Source organism: Ancylobacter radicis (assembly GCF_018449475.1).
Lineage (GTDB): Bacteria > Pseudomonadota > Alphaproteobacteria > Rhizobiales > Xanthobacteraceae > Ancylobacter > Ancylobacter radicis.
The window spans coordinates 46,987-72,214 of sequence record NZ_JAHCQH010000016.1 but is presented as its reverse complement, the minus strand read 5'-3'; the positions used below and the strand labels follow the sequence as shown (position 1 = coordinate 72,214).

At 66.9% G+C, this 25,228-nt stretch carries 16 protein-coding genes; 6 read left to right on the top strand and 10 right to left on the bottom strand.

All coding sequences use genetic code 11. The features are described from left to right. Nucleotides 1-134: 134 nt before the first annotated feature. From KIP89_RS11315 to KIP89_RS11305, 3 genes are read right to left on the bottom strand one after another with little or no spacing between them, the layout of a single operon-like run. Nucleotides 135-1,202 (bottom strand): heme-dependent oxidative N-demethylase family protein, encoded by a 1,068-nt coding sequence (locus KIP89_RS11315; protein ID WP_213755550.1) that lies wholly within the window; start codon nt 1,200-1,202, stop codon nt 135-137. A 13-nt stretch (nt 1,203-1,215) separates the two neighbouring features. Beyond that, nucleotides 1,216-2,166, bottom strand: a complete 951-nt coding sequence (locus tag KIP89_RS11310; RefSeq protein WP_213755549.1) for a PDR/VanB family oxidoreductase — start codon at nt 2,164-2,166, stop codon at nt 1,216-1,218. Then, on the bottom strand, nt 2,163-2,768 hold the full coding sequence (locus KIP89_RS11305; protein WP_213755548.1) for a dimethylamine monooxygenase subunit DmmA family protein: 606 nt from the start codon (nt 2,766-2,768) through the stop codon (nt 2,163-2,165). Before KIP89_RS11305 ends, KIP89_RS11310 begins: the two co-directional genes overlap by 4 nt. Before the next feature lie 322 nt (nt 2,769-3,090). Here KIP89_RS11305 and KIP89_RS11300 point away from each other — a divergent pair, with 322 nt between their 5' ends. Together KIP89_RS11300 and KIP89_RS11295 are read left to right on the top strand one after the other, a co-directional pair. Next, a complete protein-coding gene (locus KIP89_RS11300) occupies nt 3,091-4,449 on the top strand; it encodes a trimethylamine monooxygenase (protein ID WP_213755547.1) in 1,359 nt (452 codons plus the stop codon). A 39-nt stretch (nt 4,450-4,488) separates the two neighbouring features. Then, a complete protein-coding gene (locus tag KIP89_RS11295; protein ID WP_213755546.1) occupies nt 4,489-6,783 on the top strand; it encodes a trimethylamine N-oxide demethylase in 2,295 nt (764 codons plus the stop codon). 316 nt (nt 6,784-7,099) lie between these two features. On the opposite strand, the gene KIP89_RS11290 is transcribed toward KIP89_RS11295, so the two are convergent. Next, nucleotides 7,100-8,227, bottom strand: a complete 1,128-nt coding sequence (locus KIP89_RS11290; RefSeq protein ID WP_213755545.1) for an aminomethyl transferase family protein — start codon at nt 8,225-8,227, stop codon at nt 7,100-7,102. A gap of 329 nt (nt 8,228-8,556) precedes the next feature. Here KIP89_RS11290 and KIP89_RS11285 point away from each other — a divergent pair, with 329 nt between their 5' ends. From KIP89_RS11285 to KIP89_RS11270, 4 genes are all read left to right on the top strand, one after another. Beyond that, on the top strand, nt 8,557-9,324 hold the full coding sequence (locus KIP89_RS11285) for a DeoR/GlpR family DNA-binding transcription regulator (RefSeq protein ID WP_213755544.1): 768 nt from the start codon (nt 8,557-8,559) through the stop codon (nt 9,322-9,324). Nucleotides 9,325-9,420: 96 nt separating this feature from the next. Beyond that, nucleotides 9,421-11,871 (top strand): GcvT family protein, encoded by a 2,451-nt coding sequence (locus tag KIP89_RS11280; RefSeq protein WP_213755543.1) that lies wholly within the window; start codon nt 9,421-9,423, stop codon nt 11,869-11,871. Nucleotides 11,872-12,058: 187 nt separating this feature from the next. Next, nucleotides 12,059-12,937 (top strand): choline kinase family protein, encoded by an 879-nt coding sequence (locus KIP89_RS11275; protein WP_213755542.1) that lies wholly within the window; start codon nt 12,059-12,061, stop codon nt 12,935-12,937. Between the two features lie 395 nt (nt 12,938-13,332). Beyond that, a complete protein-coding gene (locus tag KIP89_RS11270) occupies nt 13,333-16,941 on the top strand; it encodes an autotransporter domain-containing protein (RefSeq protein ID WP_213755541.1) in 3,609 nt (1,202 codons plus the stop codon). Between the two features lie 119 nt (nt 16,942-17,060). On the opposite strand, the gene KIP89_RS11265 is transcribed toward KIP89_RS11270, so the two are convergent. The 6 genes from KIP89_RS11265 to KIP89_RS11240 all read right to left on the bottom strand — a co-directional run bounded on the left by KIP89_RS11265 (nt 17,061) and on the right by KIP89_RS11240 (nt 25,207). Next, nucleotides 17,061-18,761, bottom strand: coding sequence for a methyl-accepting chemotaxis protein (locus KIP89_RS11265; RefSeq protein WP_213755540.1), 1,701 nt, complete (start codon nt 18,759-18,761; stop codon nt 17,061-17,063). Between the two features lie 224 nt (nt 18,762-18,985). Continuing rightward, the gene (locus KIP89_RS11260; RefSeq protein WP_213755539.1) at nt 18,986-20,668 is read right to left on the bottom strand and encodes a methyl-accepting chemotaxis protein; all 1,683 of its coding nucleotides are present in this window, start codon (nt 20,666-20,668) and stop codon (nt 18,986-18,988) included. Nucleotides 20,669-20,820: 152 nt separating this feature from the next. After that, on the bottom strand, nt 20,821-22,137 hold the full coding sequence (gene glnT / locus KIP89_RS11255) for a type III glutamate--ammonia ligase (RefSeq protein WP_213755538.1): 1,317 nt from the start codon (nt 22,135-22,137) through the stop codon (nt 20,821-20,823). A gap of 97 nt (nt 22,138-22,234) precedes the next feature. Beyond that, complete coding sequence (locus KIP89_RS11250; RefSeq protein WP_213755537.1) at nt 22,235-23,584, bottom strand: FMN-binding glutamate synthase family protein; 1,350 nt, start codon at nt 23,582-23,584, stop codon at nt 22,235-22,237. Nucleotides 23,585-23,594: 10 nt separating this feature from the next. Next, complete coding sequence (locus KIP89_RS11245; protein WP_213755536.1) at nt 23,595-24,329, bottom strand: protein glxC; 735 nt, start codon at nt 24,327-24,329, stop codon at nt 23,595-23,597. Then, entirely contained in the window at nt 24,326-25,207 is an 882-nt protein-coding gene (locus KIP89_RS11240) for a class II glutamine amidotransferase (RefSeq protein WP_213755535.1), read from the bottom strand. The genes KIP89_RS11245 and KIP89_RS11240 overlap by 4 nt, the downstream gene beginning before the upstream one ends. Nucleotides 25,208-25,228 lie beyond the last annotated feature (21 nt).

Below are 25,228 nucleotides of genomic sequence, written 5' to 3'. Positions count from 1 at the left end.
CGGGGTTCGCTGGAAGGTGCAGCGGGCGCCGGCACCAGCGCCGGCTCGGGCGCCGTGGCCGGCGCGACGGCCTCCCCCTCGGCAGGAAGGGCCGGAGGGCGGGTCAGGCTACGCAGGGGCATACGCATCAACGATCAACCCTTGGGCGGCAAGGTGGCCTGCCGGGGCGCCGTGCCGCTCGGCAAGGCGGCGCCATCGTCAAACGCGGCGAGATAGGCCACCGCCAGATCGCGATAACGGGTCGTACCCTTGTAATCGGCAATGTCGGGATGCAGGTCGCGCAGCACGCGATGCAGGCGCTTGCCCCACACCTCCACGCGCGCCAGATCCTCTATGCTGCACAGATAGCAGCGTATGCCGAAAAGAATGGCGTTGGAGCGCGGCAGGCGGAACAGCGACTGCAGTTCCACCCGCAGATGCAGCTTGGCGCCGATATTGTCCGCCGTCAGCGTGGTGCGGTCCGGGCCCCATTGCGGGTAGTTCTCCGGGCTGGTGTCGAGCCGCGGATTGACCGTCATGGTCCAGTTGAGCCGCCGCACCGGCGCCCCGAACTGAAGCCGCAGCAGGAATTTCAGCGCCCGGTCGAACACGCCCTTCTCATGGGCCAGCGGCACCGGGCCGTGCCATTGGTGGAAGGTCATGCCGACATTGAAGTCCATCGACCAGTCGGCCTGCGTCGTCACCATGCCGCCATCGACGAACAGATTGTCCTCGCGCTGGTCCTGCAGGGTGAAGTCGCCCTGCGCCTGCCGGGTGATGTACTCGAAGGGCGGCAGCGGCAACGTCGAGGCATCGCCGAAGACGAAGCTGTCGCGGATGCCGAGCGGGCGGTTCTCCCAGGTCCAGTTCGTGCCCTCGCGGGTCAGCGTGAAATGCGCGGGATAGGAGGCGGCGAAGCTCTCCATGATCAGTTCCAGCGTGTCCCACTGCGCCGCCATCATGTGCGGCAGCACCTTGCAGCGGCTGGGATCCTGTTCCAGCACCTTCGCCCGCTCGCGGCATTCGGCGACATAGTGCTCGTCGACATCGAACGGGTTGTCGAAGGCCGGGGTCGGCCCGCCCGGCACATGCGGCTCGATGTTCACCGAGTACATGTAGACGTCTTCGGGGAAGGGAAACGGGAAGCGCAGCACCGCCGCGTCGGAGTTCGAATAGGTGAAATCCTCGCGGAAGGTCTCGTCCGGCTTGAACTGGATGGTCATGGCGCGGCTCCGGTCAGAGATCGAGAACGATGCGCGGCGTCTTCGAGCGCGACACGCAGGTCATGATGAAGCGGTTGGAGGCGCGCTCCTCGTGATCGAGGAAATGGTCGCGGTGCTCGGGCACGCCGTCAGCCACCTCGATCAGGCACTGGCCGCAGGCCCCGCCGCGGCACAGGCACGGCGCCTCGACGCCCGCCGCCTCGATGGCATCCAGCAGCCCGGTCTCGGCATCCACCGCGACCTCGATGCCGGAACGGCGCAGCACGGCGATGAAGGGCGCGCCCCCCGCCACCGCGCCGCCAAAGGATTCCGAATGCAGCCGTGCCTTGGGCCAGCCAAGCTCCGCCGCCCGCTCCAGCGCACCGGTCATCAACGCGTCCGGCCCGCAGGTGTAGACATGCGTGCCGAGCGGCTGGTGACTGAGCGGGCCGTCGAGCACGTCGAGCGTGCCGCCGCTATGGATGTGGACACGCGTGCCGGCATAGGGATCGAGCAGCGCCTCGAACACGCCGCGCTCGTCCGGTCGGCAGAAATGGTGCAGTTCCCAGGGCGTTCCGCCCGCCTCGAAGGCGGCGATATAGGCGAGGAAGGGCGTGAGGCCGATGCCGCCGCTCACCATGAAATGCCGGCGGGCGGTGCGGATGACGGGAAACAGGTTCGCCGGCAGCCCGGCCTCGATCACATCGCCCTCCCTCACCTGCTCATGCAGGAAGGCCGAACCACCCTTCGAGGCCGCGACCCGGCGCACGATGATGGAGAGATGGCTGCGGTCATCCGGGTTGGCGATCAGCGAATAGGCGTTCCTGTGCACCTTGTCCCCATCGCGCAGGAACAGGCGCAGATGCGCGCCGGGCCCGGAGGCTGGCACCAGACCACCCTCGGCCGGCACAAAGCGGAAGGCCTTGAGCGTCGGGGCGAGCGTCACCGCCGAGGCGACGCGCAGCTTCAGGGTCTGACCCATCATGGAAAAAGCTCCTCGACCGGCGGCAGGTCGCCCGGCGCCTCGGCATCGGCCAGCACGCCCATGAAGGCGGCATGCGTGCGGGAGAAATGGTCGCGGACCACCAGATGTGCGCCGCAGCCATCGCAAGCGACGAGGCTGGTGGTGACGCCGGAGGTGATGGTCTTGCAGTGAACGCAGAACACCTTGCGCCGCATCGAGCCGGCGTGGGCGGTCTGGCATTCATAGCTCTCCAGACCCGCCTCCCGCGCCAGACGCGCGATCTCCCAGATGAAGCCTTCCTCGCCAATGGCGTAGAGCCGGAAGCCGACGCTTTCCTGCGCCAGCCGGTGCGTGAGCCGGTCCATCAGGTGCGACACGGCGCGGAAGGCCCGCGTCTCGACCTCACCGGCATTGCCGCCGGCGCTTGCCGTCTGCGGCTGGCCATCCACCGTGGCGGTCGACGCCACCATCCAGTAGCCGAGCAGCCCCCCGGCGCTTTCCACGCCGTCGATCACCTCCGGCAGATCGCGCGGCGCGTCGGAGACGACGAGATGGCGCCGCCCGGCGCCGTCCAGCCGGAGGCGCTCATAGACGGGCCGGCTCTTGATGTTCGAAATGAGCATGGGAGCGGTCTCTGGGGCCGTTTGGCACGAAGCATGCTCGCGGAGGAATGGCCCCGGCGGAGCCCTCGAAAGTTTCCCTGCGATAAACTGAAGTGTTTCTCAGGAAACTAGAACCGTCAAGAAGCCGCCCTGCTCATTGTTTAGGCGCGCTGATGAAGCGGGCGGCGGGCCACCTGTCAAATTCTTTGCAGGAAACTTACTTGACAAACAAGAAATATCGGCGAGGCTTTGATCAAAGATCGGACCAACGCTCCATCCCGTGAAGGATGGGCGAACCGGCGGCCTCCAGACGATTGTCCACCAGGACCACGGGAACACGCACATGAGCATCCGCGTCGCCATCATCGGTGCCGGCCCCTCGGGCATGGCCATGCTTCGAGCCTTCCAGTCCGCGCAGAAGAAGGGCGCGGAGATCCCGGAATTCGTCTGCTTCGAGAAGCAGTCCGACTGGGGTGGCATCTGGAACTACACCTGGCGCACCGGCCTCGACCAATATGGCGAGCCGGTCCATGGCTCCATGTATCGCTATCTCTGGTCGAACGGCCCAAAGGAGTGCCTGGAGTTCTCCGATTACACCTTCGAGGAGCATTTCGGCCGCCCCATCCCGTCCTATCCGCCCCGCGCCGTGCTGCATGACTACATCATGGGCCGCGTCGAGAAGGCCGGGCTCAAGCCGAGCGTGCGCTTCAATTCACCGGTGCGCTGGGTCGACTACTCCGACGAGACCGGCAAATTTACCCTGACGGTGAAGGACCTCGTCAAAGACCACCTCTATTCCGAGGCGTTCGACTACGTCATCGTCGCCTCAGGCCATTTTTCGACGCCGAACGTGCCCTATTTCCCCGGCATCGACATGTTCCCCGGCCGCGTCATGCACGCTCATGATTTCCGCGCCGCCGACGAATTCGTCGGCAAGGACCTGCTGATCGTCGGCTCGTCCTATTCGGCGGAAGACATCGCCAGCCAGTGCTACAAATACGGCGCCAGGTCGATCACCTTCAGCTACCGCACCCGCCGCTCCAATTTCAAATGGCCGAGCTGCTTCACCGAGAAGCCGCTGCTGGAGAAGCTCGACGGGCGCGTGGCGCATTTCATCGACGGCACCACGGCGGAGGTGGACGCGGTCATCCTGTGCACCGGCTATCTCCACCACTACCCGTTCCTGCCGGACGACATGCGCCTCAAGAGCGCCAACCGCATGAACCCGCCCGATCTCTACAAGGGCGTGATGTGGGAGAAGAACCCCAAGCTGTTCTATCTGGGCATGCAGGACCAGTACTACACCTTCAACATGTTCGACGCGCAGGCCTGGTACGTGCGCGACATCATCCTCGGCCGTATCGCCCTCCCCCCGGCCGAGGCGATCAGCGCCGACATCGCCCGCTGGCTGGAGAAGGAAGGTACGATCGAAACCGCCTTCGACGCCATCGACTTCCAGACCGACTACATGAAGGAACTGATCCCGGCGACCGACTACCCGATGTTCGACCTCGATGCCGTCGCCGCGCTGTTCAAGGTGTGGGAGCACGACAAGGAGCGCGATATCATGGGCTACCGCGATAATTCCTACACTTCGATCATGACCGGCAACCAGGCGCCGCCGCACCACACCAAATGGCTGGAGGCGCTCGACGATTCCTTCGAGGCCTTCATCAACCCGGCGGCGGTGGCGGCCGAGTAGGCGAACCGTCGCCCGAGGAACGGACAGAGGAACGACGCCATGAACCTTCCGTTCGCGCCCGCCATCGGCAAGGACGGCGTGCGGCGCCTCAACCCGGCGCGCCAGCGCCATGTCGCGCCGGGCGGCGGCCTCATAAGCTTCGAACTGAAGCCGGGTGACCGCGCCCATATCCTGGACCCGGAAGGCGGCCAGCCCGGCCTCCTGTTCCTCGCACCCACCGGCGCCGGCACATCATGCGACCTGCCGGAAGAACTGAAAGGTCTGGCCTCCGCCCCCGGCGATGCTCTGCCGGAGCCGGCCCGCGCCTTTCTCGGCACGGACGGCCCCGGCCTCGTGCTGTTCACGGAGGGCACGGCGCCCGGCGCCCACCTCCATTTCACGGCCACCACGCCCCTGCGCTGCGTATTGCTGGCGCCCGGCGGGCCGATGGACCCGGGCGCGCAGGACGCGCCGACCGATCTGATCGTCGAGATCGAGCCCGCCGCGCCTTCCAGCGGCACGGTGCCGCCGCCGCTCACTGAGCCCAAGCTCGATCTGCGCATCCGCGCCGCCTCGGCCAGCGCCTATGAGGTGAAGGCGGGCGACTACATCCAGATCATCGACGTGGACGGGCAGCAATGCTCGGACTTCCTCGCTTTTGACGCCGCCAAGCTCAGGTCAGGCCGCGAGAAGGGGCTGGACCCCACCACCACCCGCACGCTGATGGGCTCGGCCAGCCCAGGCCCCGGCCTGCACTCGAAATATTTCGACGAAGACCAGACCGCTCTGGTCGAGGTGATCCGCGACACGGTCGGTCGGCACGACACCTTCATGCTGGCCTGCAACGCCAAATATTACGACGACATGGGCTATCCCGGCCACGACAACTGCACGGACAATTTCAACCGCGCGCTGGAGCCCTATGGCATCGCCCCGAAAATGGGCTGGCCGGCGGTGAATTTCTTCTACAACACCTTCGTCTCGCCGGGCGACCGCATCGGCATGGACGAACCCTGGTCACGCCCCGGCGACTATGTGCTGCTGCGCGCGCTCACCGATCTCGTCTGCGCCTCCTCCTCCTGCGCGGACGATATCGACGCCTCCAATGCCTGGCACCCGACCGACATCCATGTGCGCGTCTATGACGGCGCCAACAGCTTCTCCAGAGGGATCGCCCACCGCATGACGCCCGATTCCGCCCCGCGGCTGACGCGCGAGACCGGCTTCCATGCCCGCACCTCGGCACTCACCCGCAAACTCGTCGATTATCGCGGCTTCTGGCTGCCGGACTGCTTCTCCTCGGCCGGGCCGATCGCCGAATATTGGGCCTGCCGCGAGCGCGCGGTGGTGATGGACCTCTCGGCGCTGCGCAAGTTCGAGATCCTCGGGCCGGACGCGGAAAGGCTGGTGCAGCTCGCCGTCACCCGCGACATCCGCAAGCTCGCGGTCGGCCAGGTGGTCTACACCGCGCTGTGCTACGAGCATGGCGGCATGCTCGACGACGGCACGGTATTCCGCCTCGCCGAGAATAATTTCCGCCTGGTCTGCGGCGATGATTATTGCGGCGTGTGGCTGCGCGAACTGGCGGCGGAGCATGGCTTCAACGTCCATGTGAAATCCTCCACCGACCAGTTGCACAATCTCGCGCTGCAAGGCCCGAAATCGCGCGACATCCTGCGCGACATCCTCACCACGCCGGCGCACCAGCCGAGCGCCGATGAGCTGAAATGGTTCCGCTTCACAATCGGCAAGGTCACCACCAAGACCGGGGCGGACATTCCCGTCATGGTCTCGCGCACCGGCTATACCGGCGAACTCGGCTTCGAGATCTGGTGCCATCCCAGCCGCGGCGTGGAACTGTGGGACGCCCTCATGGAGGCCGGCGCGCCGCACGGGCTGGAACCGCTCGGCCTGCTGGCGCTCGACATGGTCCGGATCGAGGCGGGGCTGGCTTTCGCCGGCTATGAATTCTGCGACCAGACCGACCCGTTCGAGGCCGGCATCGGCTTCACCGTGCCGGAATCCAAGCAGGATGATTTCATCGGCAAGGAGGCCCTCGCCCGCCGGCGCGCCCACCCGTCACGAAAGCTGGTCGGCCTCGCCTTCGAGAGCAACGAGCCGGTCGGCCATGGCGACCCGATCTATAACGGCCGCGCGCAGATCGGCGTCATCACCAGCGCCACCCGCTCCCCGACGCTCGGGCACATCATCGCGCTGGCCCGGCTTGATGTGAGCCTGGCGGAGGCGGGCGGCAGTATCGAGATCGGCAAGCTCGACGGCCACGCCAAGCGCATCACGGCCAGCATCGTCCCCTTCCCGCATTACGACCCGGCCAAAAGCCGCGTGCGGGCGTAGGCGGGCGCGAAGAGACTGAAACGACAAGGCCGGAGCGAGAGCACTCCGGCCTCGTCACATCCTATTGCGTCATCCCGGCCAAAGCGCAGCGCAGAGCCGGGATCGTATGACGCCCCTCCCCACCCGCGCACCGTCATGGCCGGGCGTGGCCCGGCCATCCATGACTTCCTTCCGCCGCACCCAGCCCAAGACGTGGATGCCCGGGACAAGCCCGGGCATGACGGTGTTCTGGGGGAGTGTTCTGGGGGACCCACGCGCCCCTCCTGCCGACGATCCTGGATCGGTCTTTGGCCGTCCGGGATGACAACGAGGGATTTCAGCCCCGCTCCTCGAGCGGGTGCGTCCTCAGCCGCAGCGGGTCGTAGAACGGCGTCTTGACCAACCGACCGATAAACGTGCCCTGCGGGCCGACCACCTCGAACTCCGTGCCGAAGGCGCCCAGTTCCGGCACCACATGCACCAGCGCGATGGAGCGCATCAGGTGCCGGCTGTAGATCGACGAGTTGAGCGAGCCGACCTCCACGCCGTCCTTGACCAGCTTGGCGCCGGGCTCGATCTGCTCGTGATGGTCGATCTCCATGCCGCGCTGGACGACGCGCGCCTCGCTCTTGCGGCGGATCAGCGCCTCCTTGCCGCGAAAGGACGGCTTGTCGAGATCCACCGTCCAGTCCGCGCCGACCTCCCAGGGGGTCTCGTCGCCCTTCGGCATGTCATAAGGGAAGAACAGCAGCGCGCCCTCGACGCGGACGATGTCGAGGCTCTGCCAGGACACCGGCATGGCGCCATAGGGCTTGCCGGCCGCGAGGATCGAATCCCAGATGAACACGGTGTCGGCCGCCGTGCTGAACACCTCATAGCCGCGCTCGGCCGAATAGCCGCCGCGCGCCAGCGTGACCTCCCGACCGAACAGCGTTGCCGGGGCGTGCTCGAAATATTTGAGCGTGGTGAGGTCGATCGAGGCATGGGGCTTGAGGATCTCCAGCGCCAGCGGGCCCTGAAGGGACAGCACATGCGTGTCGCCATCATTGGCGACCGTGACATCGCGCCCGGCGCTGAACTCCGCCAGCACCTCCTCCAGCTTGCCCGAGCCATGCGAGAGCCGGAAATCGGCCGGGCCGTTGCAATAGACCAGCACGTCGTCGATCAGACAGCCGTCTTCGTCGACGATGTTGCTGATGGCCGACTGGCCCGGCTTCATCTTGGCGATATCGGAGGTCAGCACCGCGTTGAGCAGCGCCACCGCGTCCGGGCCGGTGACATTGACGAGGTTGAGCGAGGAGACGTCGATCAGCCCCGCCTTGGAGCGGATGGTGGCGACTTCCTCATAAGGGTCGGTCGCATAGAATTGCGGAAGCGGCATCCCGTTCCACGCGGATTCGAACTTGGTTCCGAGCTGGACATGCCGCTCGTTCAGAATGGAATTGCGAGGGAATGCAGCGGTCATATCTGAGGAAACCTTCGTTCACCGAGGCCTGCAGCGCGATGGATGGCATTTTCACTGGAAAAGTGAGACCCCGTTGCCGCAACTAGCCACGCGGCACCGCAAACTCACCGTCAAGATGCTTGCATCGCCCTTTGAGGCTGTCAACAAAATTTCTCCAAGAGAAACGCTTTTTCTCGCCATGAAGCGACCCGGCAACGATCCGGCTGGGAAGGCCTTTAGCCGGCCTCACTTTTCGCTCCGAGCCCCACAAGGATCCGCCGATCCTTGCTAAGGATGTGGGATTGTGTGGAATTGACCGCCCCAAATCGGGGCCGTGCGACGGAGGCTCAATGTCCAGGCGGCGAAGCGATCTTCTTCAGGCCGTGCGCGCCAGCGGCAGCTGCTCCGTCACGGAACTCGCGCTGCGGCTTGGCGTGTCGACCGAGACCATCCGCCGCCACCTCCAGCCGCTGATCGAGGAGGGCACGCTGCTGCGGTTCCATGGCGGCGTCATGCTGCCGGAGCGTGCCGAGGAACCTCCGTTCCAGCGCCGCATGCAGGTGAACCGGGAGGCCAAACTCAGGATCGCGCAACTGGTGAAGGACCGCGTCGAGGATGGCGACAGCCTGTTCCTCGACAATGGCACGACCACCGCCTATGTCGCCGACGCGCTTGCCGCCCGCTCGCGGCTCACCATCGTCACCCATTCCGCGCACATCGCCTATCGCCTCGCCTCGCGCAACGGCAACCGGGTCTTCATGGCCGGCGGGGAACTGGGCGGGGAGGACGCGGCGGCCTTCGGCGCGTCCGCCATCGCCTTCATCAGCCAGTTCAAGCTGCGCTACGCGCTGCTCTCGGTCGGGGCGATCACGCGGGCCGGCGAATTGGCCGACTTTCATCTGTTCGAGGCGGAGTTTTCCCGCGCCGCCATGGCGCAGGCGGAGGAAACCTGGGTCATCGCCGATCACAGCAAGTTCGGCCGCGAGGCCTCCGTCACCGTCTGCCCGCTGGCGGCGGTCGATGCGGTCCTGACCGACAGCGCCCCGCCCGAGGCCTTCGCCGCACAATGCCTGGAGGCCGGCGTCGCCATCGTCACTCCGGCCGATCAGCACGCATAGCCACATTATATGCGGCTTCATGTGGATTTTCGTTGACATGACACGGACTCGCGACAGACGCTCCTGACAACAGCCCTTTCTCGTGAGGAATACCGGATGGCCGCCTTCCCGACGCAGGCCCGCATCGTCATCATCGGCGGCGGCATTATCGGCGCCTCCACCGCCTATCACCTCGGCAAGCTCGGCTATCGCAACACGGTGCTGGTCGAGAAGCACAAGCTGACCTCCGGCTCTACCTTCCACGCCGCCGGCCTAGTCGGGCAACTGCGCTCCAATGCCGGCATCACCCAGCTGCTAGGCGAGAGCGTGAAGCTTTACCGCACGCTGGAGGCCGAGACCGGCCTTGCCACCGGCTGGAAGATGAATGGCGGCCTGCGCCTCGCCTGCAATGCCGAACGCTGGACCGAGGTGAAGCGCCAGGCCACCACCGCCCGCTCCTTCGGGCTGGAGATGCACCTGCTCACCCCGATCGAGGCGCAGAAGCTCTGGCCGCTGATGGATGTGTCGGATGTTGTCGGCGCCGCCTTCCTGCCGACCGACGGGCAGGCCAATCCCTCCGACATCACCGCCTCGCTCGCCAAGGGCGCGCGGATGAACGGCGTCACCATCTGCGAGGACACGCGCGTCACCGGCCTCACCGTGGAGAAGGGCCGCGTCACCAAAGTGCGCACCGACCGCGGCGACATCGCCTGCGAGATCGTGGTGAACTGCGCCGGGCAATGGGCGCGCGAGGTCGGCGCCATGGCCGGCGTTAATGTCCCCCTCGTCTCGGTGCAGCACCAGTATATGGTGACCGAGCGGATCGAGGGCGTGACGCCGGACCTGCCGACCCTGCGCGATCCCGACCGGCTGACCTATTACAAGGAGGAAGTCGGCGGCCTGGTCATGGGCGGCTATGAGCCGAACCCCATTCCGTGGGCCGAGGACGGCATTCCCGACGGCTTCAACTTCCAGCTCCTGCCCTCGAACTTCGATCATTTCGAGCCGATCATGGAGCTGGCGCTCGGCCGCGTGCCGGCGCTGGAGACGGCGGGCGTCAAGGAACTCATCAACGGGCCGGAGAGCTTCACGCCGGACGGCAATTTCATCCTCGGCCAGGCCCCGGAGCTGACCGGCTTCTATGTCGGCGCCGGCTTCAACGCCTTCGGCATCGCCTCGGGCGGCGGCGCCGGCAAGGCCCTGGCGGAATGGATCGCTGGCGATGGCCGCCCGCCCTATGACCTCTCGCCCGTCGACATTCTGCGCTTCGGCCGCAACCATCAGGATGTCGGCTGGGTGCGGGCCCGCACGCTGGAGGCCTATGGCAAGCACTACACCATTGCCTGGCCGCATGAGGAGCACGCCAGCGGGCGCCCGCTGCGCCGCTCCCCGCTCTATGACCGGCTGGCCGCGCAGGGCGCGGTGTTCGGCGAGAAGCTCGGCTGGGAGCGGCCGAACTGGTTCGCCGCGCCCAATGAGGCGCCGCGCGACATTTACACCTATGGCCGGCCGAACTGGGCGGACGCCGTGGCGCGCGAGAACCGCGCCGCCCGCGCCTCGCTCGCCATTCTCGACCAGAGCTCCTTCGCCAAGTTCCTGGCTGTCGGCCGCGATGCCGAGGCGGCGCTGTCGCTCATCAGCGCGGCCGATGTCGCGGGGCCGGTGGGCACTGTGACCTACGCCCCCATGCTGAACCGGCGCGGCGGTATCGAATGCGACATCACCGTCGCCCGGCTGTCGCCGACCTCCTACTACCTCATCGCCGGCACCGGCGCGGCGACGCATGATTTCGACTGGATCCGCCGCAACATTCCCGCGGGGCTCGATGCCCATCTCATCGACATCACCTCGGCCTATGGCGTGCTGACGCTGATCGGCCCGAACAGCCGGGCGCTGCTCGAAAAGCTCTCCGGCGACGATGTGTCGAATGCCGGCTTCCCCTATGCGTCGCTGCGCGAGATCCGCCTCGCCGGCGCGCCGGTGCGGGCGCTGCGCCTCACCTATGCCGGCGAGCTCGGCTATGAGCTGCATATGCCGACCGAATTCACCGCCAGCGTCTATGAGGCGCTGATGGCGGCGGGGGCGGAATTCGCCATCACCAATATCGGCTACCGCGCGCTGGAAAGCCTGCGGCTGGAAAAGGGCTACTGGGCCTCGGGCTCCGATGTCGGGCCGGACCATTCCCCGCTGGAGGCCGGGCTCGGCTGGGCGGTGAAGCTCGGCTCCGGCCTGCCCTTCATCGGCCGCGAGGCGCTGGAGGCCAAGGCCGCACAGCCGCTCACCAAGCGCCTCGCCGGCTTCACCGTGACGGACCCCGCCATCATCCTGCTCGGGCGCGAGACCATCTACCGTGACGGCGTGCGCATGGGCTGGCTGGCGTCGGCCGGCTTCGGGCCGACCGTCGGCCTGCCCATCGGCTATGGCTATGTGCGCCGGCCGGAAGGCGGGCTCGACGACGCCTTCCTGCTGGCGGGCAGCTATGAGCTGGAAGTCGCCGGCGCGCGCGTGCCCGCCCAGCTGCATCTCGGCCCGCTCTACGACCCGGAGAATGCCCGCATTTTCAGCTGAGAGAGGGAACAACGTCATGCCCGGCCTTGGGCCAGGCATCCACGACTTGCCCTCGGCGCACAGCCCAAGTCGTGGATGGCCGGGCCAAGCCCGGCCATGACGGCGGCAGGGCGGCTAAGGCGCGGCACGCGGATTGCCTCGCCGGCCGGCAGCACGCAACCTCTCTCGCCCACCGGACAGCACGCCCATGACCGACGCCGTCGACCGCATCCGCGCCTTGCCGATCTGGCGCTCCCGCGTCGAGCCGTGCCCGCTCGGCGGGGGCATCACCAACACCAATTTCGTGGTGGAGGATGAGGGGGCGAAATATGTCGTGCGGCTCGGCGACGACATTCCCCGCCATAACGTCATGCGCTTCAACGAGCTCACTGCTGCCCGCGCGGCGGAAGCGGCGGGCATCTCCCCTCGCCTGCGCCATGCCGAGCCGGGGCTGCTGGTCATCGACTTCATCGAGGGCCGGACCTATGGCGAGGCCGATGTGCGGGCGAACCTGCCGCGGGTGGTCGAACTGGTGCGCCGCGCCCATGTCGAGGTCACCCGCCAGCTGCGCGGGCCGGCGCTGGCCTTCTGGACCTTCCATGTGCTGCGCTCCTATCTCCACGCCCTGCGCGACGGCGACCACCGCCTGAAGCACGACCTGCCCGCCTATGCGGCGCTGGCCGCGCGGGTGGAGGCGCTGGTCGGGCCGAGCGAGATCGTGTTCGGCCATAACGACCTGTTGCCGGCCAATTTCATCGACGACGGCGCCCGGCTCTGGCTGATCGACTGGGACTATGCCGGCTTCAACACGCCGCTGTTCGATCTCGGCGGCCTCGCCTCGAATAACGGCTTCGACGCCGCCCAGCGCGAGGAGATGCTCGGCCTCTATTATGGCCGGGCGCCGGATGATCAGCTGATCCTGAAATTGCAGGCGATGCTGGTCGCCTCGCTGCTGCGCGAGGCGCTCTGGAGCATGGTCTCCGAGATGCACTCGACCATCGATTTCGACTACCGCGCCTATACGGCCGAAAACCTCGCCCGCCTCGCCGCCGCCGCCGCCGAGCTGGATGCGATGGACGCCCGCTGATTCACGCGCCTTCCGCTCATCAGGCCCCGGCCGCGCTGCCGAAGGTGGAGCGCGTTCCACGCCACCCTCTTTCGCCTTGTCCTGACGCCATCACATGATACCGTGTGCAGTTACTGCACATGTACGGACATGTTCAGCAAATTCTCATGCGCGACGCCTGTTGCGGGCAATCGGCCTGCGCATGAGGGATCAAGTCGGGTGAAAACGGGCTGGCGATACCGGCCCGAAGATAACTCAACCGCCGGAAAGGCGGTGGGCAGGGGTGGATGTACATGACTGGTTTCCGGCGGACGCTGCTGGCGTCGACGGCTGTGGGTTCGTTTGCGCGCGGGACATTTGGCGCGCCAGGTCTGGTTTCCGCCGCTGTTGTCGGCAGTCTGGCTCTCGCGGGCGGCATGAGTAGCCCGGCTTTGGCAAATGGCGGGAACTGCGACGTAACCGGCACCACGACGCTGATCATCTGCGATTCCACCAGAGCGCAGGTCAGCATGACGCCCGGCACGGGCTCGCTCACCGTGACCGACCTGACCACGGGGTCGGTCTATTACAGCTCGCCCACGACGCTGGGCACCTATGACCAGACCATCCTGATCACCGGCACCACGGTCATCAACCGGCCGGACTATAGCGCCCTGTTCCTCCAGTCCGGCACGGATTCGAACAACGATCCCATCGCGGTGACCGTCAATGCGGACGTCACCATCGGCGCCGATGTGAGCATCACATCCTTCGATGGTTTCGGCGCGGTCTGGTTCCGCAACGATTATGGCGGGTCGATCGAGATCGACAATGCCGGCACCTTGTACAGTTCCTGGACGGGAACCTACAGCGATAGCGCGGCGTTGAATGCCACGACCAATCTCGGGCCCGTCACCATCACCAATAGCGGCTCGGTGACCTCGACCAATGGGCGCGGCATCTACGCGGATGGCAATTATAACGGCACCAGCCCAGAGACGGTCTCGGTGACCAACGCCCCGACGGGCCTCGTCACTTCCCACCTCGCCGGCATTCGCGTCATCGCCTGGCACGGCCTCGCCCAGATCATCAATGAGGGCACGGTCAACGCGACGCTGCAGCAGGGCCTCATCGCCTGGTCGAACGATGGCGATTCCTCCATCACCACTTCCGGCACCGTGACCTCGGGCAATGACAACGCGGTCTATGCCGCCACCGAGATCGGCGACGCGACCATCATCAACAGCGGCACGGTCACCGCCACCGGCGATCCGAGCCTTGATGCCGCTCACGCCGCCGTGCGCGCCATCACGGGCATGAATGGCCTGCGCGCCGCGGCCTATACGTCCGGCGACATCAGCGTCACCAACACCAGCACGGGCGTGGTCACCTCGAACCGCGACGCCGGCATCCGGGCGGAAACGCCGACGGGCAATGCGCAGGTCGTCAATGCGGGCTCGGTAACCGGTGTCAACGGCATCGTCGTCGACAGCGGCTTCACCAGCGGCGAGACCTCTGCCACCGTCGCCACCATCACCGGCACCGCGACCGTGACCAATTCCGGCACGGTGAATGCGTCGGAACTGGCCGTGCTGATCGACGCCACCACCAATTCGGTGGTGAACAGCGGCACGCTGGCGACCACCGGCGCGGTAGCGGTGCAGACCGGCAACGGCAATTCGACGGTCGAGACCAGCGGCACCATCTCGGCCGGTTCCTCCTCCGGCACGGCGATCGCCTTCGGCTCCGGCAGCAACCGCCTCATCCTCGCCGACACGGCGGTGCTGGTCGGCAACGTCACCAATGTCAGCAGCGGCAACACGCTGGAGCTGAACGGCAGCGCCACCGGAACACTCGATCTCGCCACCGTCTCCGCGTCCGGCCAGTTCCAGGGCTTCTCCAGCCTGGCGAAGTCGGGCACCGGCACCTGGAGCCTCGTCGGCAGCAGCGACAGCCTGACCGGCGCCTTCAGCGTCCTCAGTGGCACGCTGCAGATCGGCACCGGCGGCACCTCCGGCAGCATCGCCAGCGACGTATCGATGGCGAGCGGGGCCACGTTGGCCTTCAACCGCTCCGACGATATCACCTATGCCGGGTCGATCACCGGTTCCGGCGCGCTGGTGAAGACCGGGGCGGGCACGCTGATCCTGACGGGCGACAGCACCTATACCGGCGGCACGACCATCGCCGCGGGCACGCTGCAGATCGGCAATGGCGGCACGACGGGCTCGGTGATCGGCAGCATCGTCAACAATGCGGCGCTGGTCTTCTACCGGTCCGGCACCTATGACTTCCCCGGCACCATCACCGGCTCGGGCTCGGTGACCATTCTCGGCGGCACGGTCAATTTCACCGGCTCCGGCGGCTATGACGGCCCGATCGCGGTCGAGGAGGCCAGCCTCGTGCTGGCGGCCGGCTCCACCACCGGTTCGAGCTTCACCGTCGAGAGCGGCGGCACGATCGGCGGCACCGGCACCATTGGCGGGCTCACCGTGCTGAGCGGCGGCACCGTCTCGCCCGGCTATTCGCCGGGCACGGTCACGGTCGCCGGCAATGTCAGCTTCGCGGCCGGCTCGACCTACACGGTCGAGGTGTGGGCCGACGGCACGCATGACCTGATCAGCGCCACCGGAACCGCCACTTTGTCGGGCGGCACCGTCGCGGTGCTGGCGCAGGCCGGCTATGCCAACCCGCTCGCCACCTACACCATCCTCACCGCGCAGGGCGGCGTGACCGGCAGCTTCGCCACCGTCACCACCAATTACGCCTATCTGCTGCCCTCGCTGAGCTATGATGCCAGCAATGTCTATCTGACGCTGGCGCGCAACGATGTGCGCTTCGCCTCGCTGGCGCAGACGCCCAATGAGGTGGCGAGCGCCAATGCCACGGAATCGCTCGGCCTCGGCAATGCGGTCTATGACGCGGCGCTCCAGCTCACGGCGGCGCAGGCGCCGAACGCCTTCGACCAGCTCTCGGGCGAGGTGCACGCCTCGACGCAGAGCCTGTTCATGGAACAGTCCTCGCTGATCCGTGGCGCGCTGAATGACCGCCTGCGGGCGGCTCAAGGGGGCGTCGGCGCCTCTTCCGGCCAGGTGGTGAATGTGATCGAGACCGCCTCGGGCGCGCTCGCCTATGCCGCGCCGTCCCAAGCCCCCTCGCCCGTGCAGGTCGCGGCCGATATGAGCATGCCGATGAAGGCGGCCCCCGCCTTGGCGCCGGTCGAACGCTTCGCGCTGTGGTCGACCGCCTTCGGCAATTGGGGCGAGATGGACGGCAATTCGAACGCCGCCGGCGTCTCCGATTCCACCGGCGGCTTCCTGATCGGCGCGGACACATTGGTCGGCGAGGGCTGGCGCCTCGGTCTGGCCGGTGGCTACAGCTACACCGACTTCTCGATTTCCGGCCGCAACTCGTCGGGCTCCAGCGATAACTGGCACATCGGCCTTTATGCCGGCAACACCTGGGGCCCGCTCGCCTTGCGCACGGGTCTGGCCTATACGTGGCAGGACATCTCGACCAACCGCTCGGTCGCCTTCACCGGCTATTCGGACAGCCTGTCGGCGGATTACACTGCCGGCACGGTGCAGGCCTTCGGCGAACTCGGCTACCGGTTTGACGCCGCCGGCATCGCCTTCGAGCCCTTCGCCAACCTCTCTTATGTCAGCCTCGACCAGGACGGCTACACGGAAGAAGGCGGCGCTGCCGCGCTCACCGGCGACTCCCAGACCATGGACACGACCTTCACCACGCTGGGCCTGCGCCTCGCCAAGGAGATCGCGTTCGGCTCCACCGCGGCGACGCTGCGCGGGGCGATCGGCTGGCGGCACGCCTTTGGCGACATCGACCCGACGGTGACGCAGGCCTTTGCCGGCTCGGACGCCTTCACCATCACCGGCGCCCCGATCGCCGAGGATGCGGCGGTGCTGGAGGCCGGGCTCGATGTCCTCATTAGCGCGACCTCGACACTGGGTATCGCCTATACCGGCCAATATGGCGACGGCGTCACCGAGAACGGCTTCAACGCACGACTGAGCATCCGGTTCTGAGGCGGGGGCGGTTCTGAAGTGGGGGCGGGTCGCCGCCCCCTCACCGACCATCCAAACGAAAACCGCCCCGCATCGCTGCGGGGCGGTTTGCTTTTAAGGCGCGTGCCGAGGCTGAGCGATCAGCCGGCGCGCAGGTTCTTCACGAACTCGGCCACCTGGCGCTGCAGGTCGCCGGCCTGCGAGGAGAGCGAGGTCGACAGCGAGGAGAGCTGGGTCGAGGCCGCCCCGGTCATCTCCGCCGCGCGCCCGACGCCGGCGATGTTATCGTTCACCGCGCCGGTGCCGCTCGCCGCCATATGGGTATTGGCCGCGATCTCCTGCGTGGTGGCGGTCTGCTCCTCCACCGCCGAGGCGATCATCGAGGTGGCATCGCGGATCTGGGTGATGGTGCCGACGATCTTCTCGATCGAATTCACCGTCCGCCCGGTGGCCTGCTGGATGTCCTGCACCTTGGACGCGATCTCCTGAGTGGCGCGGGCGGTCTGCTCGGCGAGCTGCTTGACCTCCTGAGCGACCACGCCGAAGCCGCGACCGGCATCGCCCGCGCGCGCCGCCTCGATGGTGGCGTTGAGCGAGAGCAGGTTGGTCTGGCCGGCGATGTCAGTGATCAGGCTCACCACTTCGCCGATCTTGTTGGCGGCCTCGGAAAGCTCGCGGATCTCGTTGGCGGCACGGTTGACCTCTTCGGAACCGGCCGAGGCGATGGTCGCCGCCTGGGTGACCTGGGTGCCGATCTCGCGGATCGAGGAGGTCATCTCCTCGGTCGCCGCAGCCACCGTCTGCACATTGGTCGAGGCTTCCGCCGCCGCATTGGTCACGGCTTCGGCCTGGCGCGAAGTTTCCTCGGCCGTGGCCGAGAGGTTGCGCGCCGCCGTCGAGACATCGCCGGAGGAAGTCGCGAAGGCATCGGCCAGCGTGCCCATCTTCACCTCGAAATCATCGGCGATGGCGTTGCGCTCGGAGGCGAGGCGCTGGGCGGAGCGCAGCTCGGCCATGCGCGCTTCCTCGCGGACCCGCTCGGCTTCTTCCAGGGCGATGCGCAGGCGCTCGGCCGCCTTGGCCATGCCGCCGATCTCGTCCTTGCGGTCGGTGCCCTCGACCGTCAGGTCGAACTTGCCGTCGGCCAGCAGACCGAGGACATCCGCCGTGCGGGTGATCGGGCGGACGATGCCGAGGCGGGTAACGAAGAAGGCAATGGCGAGAACGAGGACAAGGGCCGCGGCGGTGCCGAGATAGACCATGTTCTCCGTGCTCTCGGCGGTCGCGTGCAGTTCCGCGGCGAGGGTGCCGAGATCCTGTTCGCGCGTATCGACGAATTTGGAGATGTCTGCGACAAGGGCTCGCGAGAGCGGAATACAGGTCTGGTTGTACTCCACACCGATCGCGACAGCCTCCTGCGCATTGGTGCTCTCATTGGCGCGCTTGACGATGCTGGCGCAATCGACATTGACCATCTGGTCGAAGCGACGGACCAGTTCGTCCAAGGTAGCCGACTGGGTCGGATCAAGCTCACGGGCACTGGCCATGCGGCTATGGAAGCTGTCCACGGCCTGCTTCTGGACCTCCATGGCCCGGTTGTTCTCTTCCGCCGAAACCGCGGAAATCGACTGGAAGACGGCCTGATTGTACCAGACCACGAAGCGGTTGGCGCGGGCGGCGGCGACGGTGGCGCGGGCGGGACCGGCCAGCGCCGCGCCATAGGCGTCGTCAATGCTCTGCATCTTGGTGCCGGCCAGGTAGACGAGGCCGGAGGCGAAGAACGCGAGCAACAGCAGAAGCGACGAAATCTTTCCGATCAACGGCAGGTTCTTGAAGGACATGGGCGATCCATAGGGGTGCGCGACGATTTTCGCCTGTCCGATCCACCCGGCATCGGACATGACGTTCCGCCGCGTTGTCGCGCGTGTGGCTTGCACGGACCTGTTGCGGGCACCCGGAAGCAACGGCGCCCGCGGGTTGCCCCTGCGCAACGCAAAACCGCCCCGCATCGCTGCGGGGCGGTTGTTTTTGGGATACCGTCGGGTCCGCGCGGGGCGCGGGCGGATCAGCCGGCGCGCAGGTTCTTCACGAACTCGGCCACTTCGCGCTCCAGATCACCGGCCTGCTGCGAGAGCGAGCTGGAGAGCGAGGAGAGCTGGGTCGAGGCCGCCCCGGTCATCTCCGCCGCGCGCCCGACGCCGGCGATGTTGTCGTTCACCGCGCCGGTGCCGCTCGCCGCCATATGGGTATTGGCCGCGATCTCCTGCGTGGTGGCGGTCTGCTCCTCCACCGCCGAGGCGATCATCGAGGTGGCATCGCGGATCTGGGTGATGGTGCCGACGATCTTCTCGATCGAATTCACCGTCCGCCCGGTCGCCTGCTGGATGTCCTGCACCTTGGACGCGATTTCCTGAGTGGCGCGGGCGGTCTGCTCGGCGAGCTGCTTGACCTCCTGAGCGACCACGCCGAAGCCCCGGCCGGCATCGCCCGCGCGCGCCGCCTCGATGGTGGCGTTGAGCGAGAGCAGGTTGGTCTGGCCGGCGATGTCGGTGATCAGGCTCACCACTTCGCCGATCTTGTTGGCAGCCTCGGAGAGCTCGCGGATCTCGTTGGCGGCGCGGTTGACCTCTTCGGAACCGGCCGAGGCGATGGTCGCCGCCTGGGTGACCTGGGTGCCGATCTCGCGGATCGAGGAGGTCATTTCCTCGGTCGCCGCAGCCACCGTCTGCACATTGGTCGAGGCTTCCGCCGCCGCATTGGTCACGGCTTCGGCCTGGCGCGAGGTCTCCTCGGCCGTGGCCGAGAGGTTGCGCGCGGCGGTAGAGACATCGCCGGAGGAGGAGGCGACCTGGCCGACGATGGACTGCATGTTCTGGGCGAAGGACTGCGCCAGCTTCTCGCGCCGGGCCAGCGCCTGCCGTTCCTCTTCCTCGCGGATGGTCGCTTCCCGGCGAGCGGCATCGGCAGCGGCGAGGCTGTTGCGGAAAGTGAGGAGGGCGACGCTGATGGCGCCGATCTCGTCCTTACGCTCCGTATAGTCCACGGCGGTCGCGAAATCGCTGTCGCGGATGCGGTCCATGCCGGTGACCGTGGCGCGGATCGGGACGGCAATCAGCTTGTTCAGGGTAAACGCGGCGCCGAGGCCGATGACAAGGATAGCCACGACGGACAGGCCGACGGAGAACACGATCACGCTTTCAGCCGCGTGCATCGCCTCATTGCGCGCGCCGAGCAGGGAGGCCTCGGCCTCCTTCAACTCCGCGACCTGGGAGCGGATCTTGTCGAAATAGCCCTTGCCCTTGCCGCTGCGCTCGACATCCCGGGCAACCTCTTCGGAGCCGGGCTTCTTCATCAGGTCGATGGCGTAATGGGAGACCTCGCGCTGCCATCCGTCCACCTGCTGACGGACCGAATCGAGCCGCCCCTGCTGGACGGGATTGTCTGACGTCAGGGACTTTGCCTTGCTCCAGTTGTCGTCGAAGGCCTTCTCTCCGGAGCGGAGCGGGTCCAGGCTACCGTCCTTGCCGGTGATCAGAAAGCCGCGCAGGCCCGTCTCCTGATCCACGAGGGCGGCCATCATCCCGTCGACGCTCTCCAGCACCTCATAGGTATGGAGCGTCCAATCGACATTCTTCTCGACAGTTGATGCGGCATTGAGGATGACGCCGCCAGTGACGATGCTGGCGAGAAGGACGAGCCCAAACGCCAGCATGATCTTGGTGCGTATCGCGATATTTTTCAGGCTCATTCTACGTCTCCGGTCCAGGCGGCCATATCGCCCGCGTTGTTGCGCACCGGCCTTGCGCGAGACTGTCGAACCCTATGAAAAAGGCGCCCGGAGATGCCCCGAGCGCCTGTCCGCCGTCCGATCGCCGGCCGGTTGCCGGCCTGTCGCGCGCGTCAGATGTCGAGCGTGTTGTCGCGCTCCCACTGGGTGAGGTGGCGCGAATAGGCGTTCCATTCCTCATTCTTCAGCTTGATGTAGCCATCGACCAGCGGCGCACCGAGCGCGTTGCGCAGGATGGAGGATTTCTCCAGCGCGCGGATCGCATCCAGCAAGTTGAGCGGCAGCTTCTTGGCGCCGCGCACCTTGTGGCCGTCCGTGTACATGTTGATGTCGAGCCGCTTGCCCGGATCGCGCTGGTTCTGGATGCCGTCGAGCCCGGCGGCGAGCATGGCGGCGGGGGCGAGATAGGGGTTGGCCGCGCCGTCCGGCAGGCGCAGCTCCAGCCGCCCGCCATCGGGGATGCGGATCATGTGGGTGCGGTTGTTGCCGGTATAGGTCACGGTGTTCGGCGCCCAGGTGGCGCCGGAGACGGTGCGCGGGGCGTTGATGCGCTTGTAGGAATTCACCGTCGGGTTGGTGAAGGCGCACATGGCGTCAGCCGAGTGGATCAGGCCGCCGATGAAATTGTAGCAGAGATCGGAGACGCCGAGCTCGCCCTGCTCGTCGGCGAACAGGTTCTCGTCGCCATGCCACAGCGAGGTGTGCATGTGGCAGCCCGAGCCGGTGAGGTCGATGAACGGCTTGGGCATGAAGGTGGCACGGAAGCCGTGCTTCTCGGCGATGGAGCGGGCCATGTATTTGAAGAAGACATGACGGTCGGCGGTGACCAGCGCGTCGGCGAAGTCCCAGTTCATCTCGAACTGGCCGTTCGCGTCCTCATGGTCGTTTTGATACGGGCCCCAGCCCAGCGCCAGCATCGAGTCGCAGATCTCCTTGATGACCTCGTAGCGGCGCATCAGGGCGGACTGGTCGTAGCAGGGCTTGGTGGCGGTGTCGGCGCCGTCGGAAATCCGCGTGCCGTCGGCATTGGTGAGGAAGAACTCGCACTCCACGCCGGTCTTCATGTGGTAGCCGATGGACTCGGAGGCGAGCATGGTGTGCTTCAGCACATTGCGCGGCGCCTGCGCCACCAGTTCGTCATTCATCACCAGATCGGAGGCGAGCCAGCCCACTTCCGGCTTCCAGGGCAGCTGGATCAGGCTGGAGGCGTCCGGCACCGCGAACAGGTCGGCATCGGCCGGGCTCATGTCGAGCCAGGTAGCGAAGCCGGCAAAGCCCGCGCCGGCCTTCTGCATGCCGCCAATGGCGGTGGCGGGAACGAGTTTCGCCCTCAGCCCGCCGAACAGGTCGACATAGGAGATGAGGAAGTACTTGATGCCAAGTTCCTTGGCGGCGTGCTTCAGATCGAGTTGGGCGAGATCGGTGGCCATGATGCAATCCGGTTGCGTGCTGTTCCCCGGCCCCTTCGGGGCTCGTTGAGGTGGTATGGAATGCAAACCCCGCGCCGAGGCGCGGGGTGAGGAAGGGTCAGAAAGTGCCGTTGCTGCCGGGGATCCAATTGGTTCCGGCCAGCGGCACATTGGCCATGGCCGCCGCCTCGATGGTCAGCGCCACCAGGTCTTCCGGCTCCAGATTGTGGACATGGCTCTTGCCGCAGGCGCGGGCGATGGTCTGGCACTCCAGCGTCAGCACGGCGAGGTAATTGGCGAGGCGACGACCGGCGGCGACCGGGTCGAGCCGCGCCATCAGCGCCGGGTCCTGGGTGGTGATGCCGGCAGGGTCGCGGCCCTCGTGCCAATCGTCATAAGCGCCGGCACGGGTGCCCAGCGCCTCGTACTCGGCGGCATAATGGGGGTCATTGTCGCCCAGCGCCACGAGGGCCGCGGTTCCGATCGCCACCGCATCGGCGCCAAGCGCCAGCGCCTTGGCCACATCCGCGCCGTTGCGGATGCCGCCGGAGACGATGAGCTGCACCTTGCGGTGCATGCCGAGATCCTGCAGCGCCTTCACCGCCTGACGCACGGCGGCCAGCGTCGGGATGCCGACATGCTCGATGAAGATTTCCTGCGTGGCGGCGGTGCCGCCCTGCATGCCGTCGACCACCACCACGTCGGCGCCCGACTTCACCGCCAGCGCCGTGTCGTAATAGGGCCGGGCCGCGCCGACCTTCACATAGATCGGTTTCTCCCAATCGGTGATCTCGCGCAGTTCCTCGATCTTGATCTCCAGATCGTCCGGCCCGGTCCAGTCCGGGTGACGGCAGGCGGAACGCTGGTCGATGCCCACGGGCAGGGTGCGCATCTTGGCGACGCGTTCGGTGATCTTCTGGCCGAGCAGCATGCCGCCGCCACCGGGCTTGGCGCCCTGGCCGACCACCACCTCGATGGCGTCGGCCCGGCGCAGATCGTCCGGGTTCATGCCATAGCGCGAGGGCAGATACTGGTAGACGAGCTGGGTCGAGTGCCCGCGCTCCTCATTGGTCATGCCGCCATCGCCCGTGGTGGTCGAGGTGCCCATGGCCGAAGCGCCGCGCCCGAGTGCCTCCTTGGCATTGGCCGAGAGCGAGCCGAAGCTCATGCCGGCGATCGTGATCGGGATCTTCAGCTCGATCGGCTTCTTGGCGAAGCGCGTGCCGAGCACGACCGAGGTGTCGCAGCGTTCGCGATAGCCTTCCAGCGGGTAGCGCGACATGGAGGCGCCGAGGAACAGCAGGTCGTCGAAATGCGGCAGCTTGCGCTTGGCCCCGCCGCCGCGAATGTCATAGATGCCGGTCGCCGCCGCGCGGCGGATTTCCGAGAGCGTGTACTCGTCGAAGGTGGCGGACGCGCGGGGCGCGGTCTGCGGCGGCTTGCGGGGGGTGTTGCTGTGGTCGGTCATGGCGCGCCCCTCAATAGCTCGACACGTTGTCGACGTGGAAATGGTAGAGCGTGCGGGCCGAGCCGTAGCGCCGGAACTCACCGATATCGACCTCGCCGAGGATGCCGGCGGCAGTGAGCTTCTCCGCCAGCAGCGCCTTGTGCTCCTCGCGCATCTCCTTCTCGATGCAGTCGGCACCGAGCGAGGCGACCGAGCCGCGCACGAACAGCTTGGCCTCATAGAGGCTGTCGCCCAGCGCCTCGCCGGCATCGCCCAGCACGACGAGGGCGCCGGCCTGCGCCATGAAGGCGCTCATATGGCCGACCGAGCCCTTCACCACGATGTCGATGCCCTTCATGGAGATGCCGCAGCGCGCCGAGGCATTGCCGTCGATCACCAGCATCCCACCCACACCGGTCGCACCGGCCGCCTGACTGGCGTCACCCTTCACATGGACGAAGCCGCTCATCATGTTCTCGGCGACGCCGACACCGGCCGTGCCGTTGACGATGACGCGGGCAAATTTGTTCATGCCCGCACAGTAATAGCCGACCGGCCCGTCGATCTCGACGGTGACCGGGGCATTCAGCCCGGCGGCGATGGCGTGCAGGCCGGCGGGGTTGGCGACCTTCCAATAGGTCTCGTTGCTTTCAGCCGTCAGCTTGTGCAGGGCGGCGTTGAGATCGCGCAGCGGCGCGGTGGCAAGATCGAACTTCACGGTGCTCTCATCCGGGACGCGGGAAATGGCGCGGTTCAGGGCGTTCATGCGGCGCGGTCCCAGAAATAGACCTTGGCCGGCTCCGGCTCGAACAGCCGGGCGGTGCCGATGCCGGGCAGGTTGGCGAGCGCGCGGTATTCCGAGCCGAAGGCGACATAGCTGTCGGTCTCGGCCATCACCGCCGGCTTGCAGGCGATGGGATCGCGCAGCACGCCGAAGCCGCTCTCGGTGCCGACGACGAAGGTGTAGAAGCCGTCGAGATCGCCCAGCGAATGCTCCAGCGCCTCGCCCAGGCTGTCGCCCCCGCGCATGCGATAGGTCAGGTACGCGGCGGCGACCTCACTATCGTTTTCGGTGTCGACCTTCACGCCCTCGCGGGCGAGGCGGCGGCGCACGCCGGCATGGTTCGACAGCGAGCCATTGTGCACGAGGCACTGGTCCGGGCCGGTGGAGAAGGGGTGGGCGCCATCCGTGGTCACGGCGCTCTCGGTCGCCATGCGGGTATGGCCGATGGCATGGGTGCCGGCCATGGTCTCCAGCTTGAAGCGGCGCGCCACGTCGAGCGGCAGGCCGACTTCCTTGTAGAGCTCCATGCGGCTGCCGGCGCCGACCACGCGCAGCTCCGGCGCGAGGCGCGCGAGGGCGGCGCGCACCGCCATTTCCTCGACGGCCGGCACGCTGAGCACCGCATGGGTGTCGCGCGGCACGATGATATGACCGATCTGCGCGCCGAGGGCGGCGAAATCCGTGCCGGCCGGCCCGCGCAAAGTGAGCTTCACGAAGCCCGGCGTGCCGGCGCCATAGACGGCGAAGCCGGCCGAATCCGGCCCGCGATCGCACATGATGTCGAGCATGTCCGAGAGCATGGCGCCGAGCTCCGGCTCCAGCTTCGGATCCTTGAGGAACAGGCCGACGATGCCGCACATGAGCGGGGCGCTCCCTGGAAG